The sequence below is a fragment of the Microvirga sp. P4_G7 genome, assembly GCF_056401005.1.
The window spans coordinates 1-4842 of sequence record NZ_JBFUKD010000258.1; the positions used below are offsets into that span (position 1 = coordinate 1).

5 protein-coding genes are annotated in these 4842 nt (G+C 62.4%); 1 reads left to right on the forward strand and 4 read right to left on the reverse strand.

From position 1 onward, the window contains the following. From AC1DT3_RS12265 to AC1DT3_RS12275, 3 genes are all read right to left on the reverse strand, one after another. A partial coding sequence (locus AC1DT3_RS12265; protein WP_477465535.1) for an aspartate aminotransferase family protein occupies positions 1–1095 on the reverse strand: 1095 nt, incomplete at its 3' end. 93 nt (positions 1096–1188) lie between these two features. After that, complete coding sequence (locus tag AC1DT3_RS12270; protein WP_477465531.1) at positions 1189–2079, reverse strand: LysR substrate-binding domain-containing protein; 891 nt, start codon at positions 2077–2079, stop codon at positions 1189–1191. Positions 2080–2167: 88 nt separating this feature from the next. Further along, complete coding sequence (locus AC1DT3_RS12275; protein WP_477465532.1) at positions 2168–3049, reverse strand: phosphotransferase; 882 nt, start codon at positions 3047–3049, stop codon at positions 2168–2170. 137 nt (positions 3050–3186) lie between these two features. On the opposite strand from AC1DT3_RS12275, the gene AC1DT3_RS12280 reads away from it, so the two are divergent. Then, the gene (locus AC1DT3_RS12280) at positions 3187–3537 is read left to right on the forward strand and encodes a hypothetical protein (protein ID WP_477465533.1); all 351 of its coding nucleotides are present in this window, start codon (positions 3187–3189) and stop codon (positions 3535–3537) included. Positions 3538–3606: 69 nt separating this feature from the next. On the opposite strand, the gene AC1DT3_RS12285 is transcribed toward AC1DT3_RS12280, so the two are convergent. After that, positions 3607–4842 (reverse strand): PhoX family protein (locus AC1DT3_RS12285; RefSeq protein ID WP_477465534.1); only part of this gene is annotated, 1236 nt, incomplete at its 5' end.

Consider the following 4842-nt stretch of genomic DNA (forward strand, 5'->3'; position numbering starts at 1 on the left):
GGGTTCCTTGACGATATCGAAAGCGACCATGCCACCCGGTCCGCGGATGGCAGCGATGGGAGCAAGGTCGTTGCGACGCTGCAATGTCTCGAGGCGATCCTTGAGGCGCGCGCCGATCGCGTTGGAGCGCTCCACCAGATTGTCCTTCTCGAAGACATCGAGAACGGCAAGCGCTGCTGCGCATGCCGGGGGATTGCCGGCGTAAGTCCCGCCGAGGCCGCCGGGTTCGACCGTGTCCATGATCGCGGCGCGACCGATGACACCCGAAAGCGGAAAGCCGCCCGCGAGGCTCTTCGCCACACAGATCAGATCGGCAGCGACGTCGTAGTGCTCCATCGCGAACATCTTGCCTGTGCGGCCGAAACCGGTCTGCACCTCATCGGCGATCAGCACAATGCCATTCTCGTCGCAGATTCGGCGCAGCGCCCGCATCAGGTCGGGCGGAGCCTGGTGGAAACCGCCTTCACCCTGCACGGGTTCGATGATGATTGCCGCAACGCGCGACGGGTCCACATCGGCCTTGAAGAGGAAATTGAGATACTTGAGCGCGTCCTCCGTATCCACGCCGAGCTGCGGCACGGGGAACGGTACGTGCCAGATCTCCGCCTGTGCCGGTCCGAACCCTTTTTTATAGGGAACGACCTTGCCGGTCATGTTCATGGCCATGATCGTGCGGCCGTGGAAACCGCCGGTGAAAGCGATGACGCCCGAGCGGCCGGTGGCTGCGCGCGCGATCTTGACGGCGTTCTCCGTGGCCTCGGCACCTGTCGTGAAAAGGATGGTCTTCGCGGGCCCGGGAATCGGCGCGATCGCGTTCAGCTTCTCCGCGAGCGCGATATACGATTCGTAGAGGAGAACTTGGAAGCAGGTGTGCGTGAAAAGCTCCATCTGAACCTTCACCGCATCCATGACGACCGGATTGCGATGGCCGGTATTCAGAACGGCGATGCCACCGGCGAAATCCACATAGCGCTTGCCTTCCACATCCCACACCTCGGCATTCTCGGCGCGCGCCGCTGATATGGGCGTGGAATGACCGATGCCGCGCGGAATGGCAGYCTGGCGGCGGGCAAGAAGTTCGGCGTTCGTCGTCATCATGGACCTCGATTGAAACAGAACGTGAGGTTCTGTGACGAGGGCTCCTCCGACAATGATCTATTTTGGTTCAGACACGTGCATAAAATGCACTTATTGTTGTGACGCCAGCAGCCTGATGAGCCAGTCGCGCAATTTTGCAACGTCGGAATCGTCCCAACGGCTTCGCGGTGCAATGAAGTAATAGGCGCCGAGCTCGATTGCAGTTTGGCCAATTTCGACCAACCGTCCGGACGCGAGATCGTCCGCGACGAGAACTTCATTGGCGATGGCGACACCTTGTCCGAGGCGCGCGGCCTCGACGGTGAGGTGCGCATGCCAGAGGTGCGGGCCATGAAGCCCCGGGAGCGCATCGACCCCGGCGCGACGAAGCCAGGCCTCCCATTGGGTGGTGGATTCCTCGTGGACCAGCGGCAGCGCTAGCGCCGCTGCAATCGTCTGGTCCGCATGATGACGCGCGAGAAGAGCCGGACTGGCGACGGGGAAAACGCGGGGCGCGACGAGCCGTTCCGCCCGCAACCCGGAGGGCAATTGGACCTCGTCGAGATACGCAATCTCCACATCCGCCTCGCCACGCAGAAGCTGAGGACGCGCCAACGTGGGCCGCAGGGTGATTTCGCAATCGGGGATGAGGGTCTCCAGATCGGGGAGACTCGGCATGAGCCTCAACGTTGCAAGCCCGGGGATGCACCAGATCTCGAGGCCACGTTTTTGGCCACGCTTCAGGTCGCTCGTAGCACGGGCGATCTGGTCGAAGGCCTGGCGAATTTGCGCGTGGTAGCGCATGCCTTCATCCGTCAACACCACGCCCCTGCCCTTGGGACGGAGCAGGGTGACACCGAGGCGGGCCTCGAGATTGCGGATGTGACGGGAGATCACCGTATGGCTGACCGCCAGTTCCTCTCCCGCGGCGCGCAGGCTTCCAGCCCGTCCGACGGCATCGAAGGCACGCAACGCGATAAGGGGCGGCAATCGGCCGGTCATACGGGGTCCAATGCTCTGGCGGGGCATTATCCATATCATCTCGCCGCCAGAGGGAAAGCGCGCAACGGCGTGCGAGGGMGTATGCTGACTAGGGATACGAGCCAACACCGTCCAGGCACGCGCCGAAATGCCGGTCGGCCGCCAGGGCATCCGCTCGTGCGAGACTTGCCATGCCATCGGCGACGCGCTCCTCCTGCAACAGGCTCCAGAGGCCGTTGATCGTCAGCACGACGAGCTTGAAGACCTGAAGACGAGCGGCCGTCACATGAGGGTCTCCATAGGCCGACAGGAGGGCGAACTCCTGCTCGGTAGTGAATTCCGCTTCTGCCGACGCATAGGCGAGATCCCATGTCGGATCGTTCATGCGGGCGTATTCCCAGTCGATGAGAACCATCCGTGTTCCGTCGTCCAGGCAATTGCTCGGCACGAGATCGCAATGGCTCGGCACAAGGGGAAGAGGCGAGCGAGAAAGTCCGACCTGGACCGCCTGCAGCATCTCCTCCAAGCGCGAGGACCATGGCGGCGTGCGGTCAGTGCCGATGCGACGCCGGTAATCGCCGAGAACGCGGAGCGGTTCGAAGGGGCGCGCCAGCCGCATGCCGGATCGGTGCAGCCTCGATACGGTGTCAGCGAGTCTCAGAACCGCTCCGGTATCCCGCCGGAAGGCCTCGACACTCATGACGGACGCGTTGTCGACCCAGCGAGTGAGAAGCGTGCCATCCGAGCCCGCGAAGACGAAGCCGGCTCCGATGTGAAGCTCGCTCGCGATTCGGGTCGCCTCGATTTCCTCGGCGATTGCCACAAACGGGTCAGGGCGCGCCGGTCGCTTGAGGGCGAAGCACCCACGTTCCATGTCGAGTCGATAGGTGATGTTACCCCCATGCCCCTCGAGCCGGACCACACCATCGAGCCGGCCCGCGGCGCGAAGCTCGGGCACCGCGGCCAACAACGCCGAAAGGAACGCTTCCATCGCTACCATCGGCGCACTCACCGATATAGATTGGGAATGACGCCCGCTCTGTCAGAAAACTGCAATACAGCTGTCATAGTTTTCTTCCATGCAACAACGGCCCTGAAGAGCGCGCCACAGCGCAACGGAGTGTCTACATGACGAAGAAGGTGAAAACAAAGCTGCCAAAGGAAATTGCCGGCGTGAAGATCCCAAAGGCACTCCGCGAGGGGGACTGGATGGATAACCTGCTCGGCTCCGAAACCGGCCGGCAGATCCTGGCGGACGCCCTTGTGGCGGCAGCCGGCGCTGCGGCGGCCGTCGTGCTGAGCCATCGCCCCAAGGTCAAGAAGATGGCGGAAGCCGCCAGCGACGCGATCCGAAATGTCGCCAATCGGACGGCCGGCGCCGTCGCGAAGGACGTCAAGCCGGCCCGGAGAACGCGCAAGACGGCGAAAAGCGAAGAGACAGCAGCGCCGAAGAAGCGTCGCGCCAAAAAAGCGGCCTGAGCCAAATTTCGCTCTTTCAACGCAAAGGGCGGCCCGACGGCCGCCCTCTTCGTTTCCCGATCGATCACGTCAGGCGATCTTGCCGCCGCCCTGTTTCGTGATCACGAGCACTGACGRCCGAGGCGGCATGCCGTCCTTGAAATCGGGCCAGCGGGTCACGGGGTTGTGGAAGCTGACGGGTGCGCCCTCCTCCGCCTCACCGGGATGTTGGACCGCGAGAAACAAGGTTTCGTCATTCGGCGTGAAGAACGGGCCGCACATTTCAGCGCCGTTCGGCACCCGGAAGAAGTGCTTGGACGTGCCGCGGCGTTCGCCTTCGGTTTCGACGGCCCAAAGCCCGTCCGCCCGACCGGTCGCCTTCGCATTGTTTCCGTCGGTTGCGATCCACAGACGGCCCTTGCTGTCGATGGCGCAGTTGTCCGGCATGCCGAACCAGCCGTTCTTCGTTGTGTCTGACGAAAAGGTTGCACCGACCGAGGCGACGGATGGATCACCACATTTGACGAGTACTTCCCAGGTAAAGTCCTTTGCCGCGTGATCGCCTTCGGCCGGCATCATTTCGACGATATGGCCGAAGGCGTTGTTGGCACGCGGATTCGCTGCGTCAACCTGGTCGTCCTTCCGGCGCGTGTTGTTGGTCAACATGACATAGACACGATTGGTCGCGGGATTTGTTTCGATGTCCTCGGGCCTGTCCATTTTCGTCGCGCCGAGAAGGTCGGCCGCGCGGCGTGTTTCGATCAACACGTCCGCTTGGTTGAAAAAGCCGTTGGCTGCCGTCAACGGACCCTCACCGTGGACGAGCGCCAACCACGTACCGGAGCCGTCGGCGTTGTACTTGGCGACGTAGAGCGTCCCTTCGTCGAGAAGGTTCATATTCGCGCGGCGATCAGCCGTATTGACCTTACCTGCCGTCACGAACTTGTAGACATAATCGAACCGCTCGTCGTCACCGAGATAAATCACGTAACGACCGTCCCGGTTGGTGATGCCGGACGCCCCTTCGTGCTTCGTTCGTCCGAGTGCCGTCCGTTTCCTCGGAACGCTTGCAGCGTCGAAGGGATCGATCTCCACAACCCATCCGAACCGGTTGGCCTCGTTCGGCTCCTTCACCAAATCGAAGCGATCGTAGAACTTGCCCCAAGCATAGGCGGGAGCTCCAATGCCGTAGCGCTTGTAGTTTCGCGCCTCCACGTGATCGTCGGCAAGCTTGCCCCAAAAGTAGCCGTTGAAGTTTTCCTCGCAGGTGAGCCACGTGCCCCACGGCGTTACGCCGCCCGCACAATTGTTGACAGTGCCGCGCAC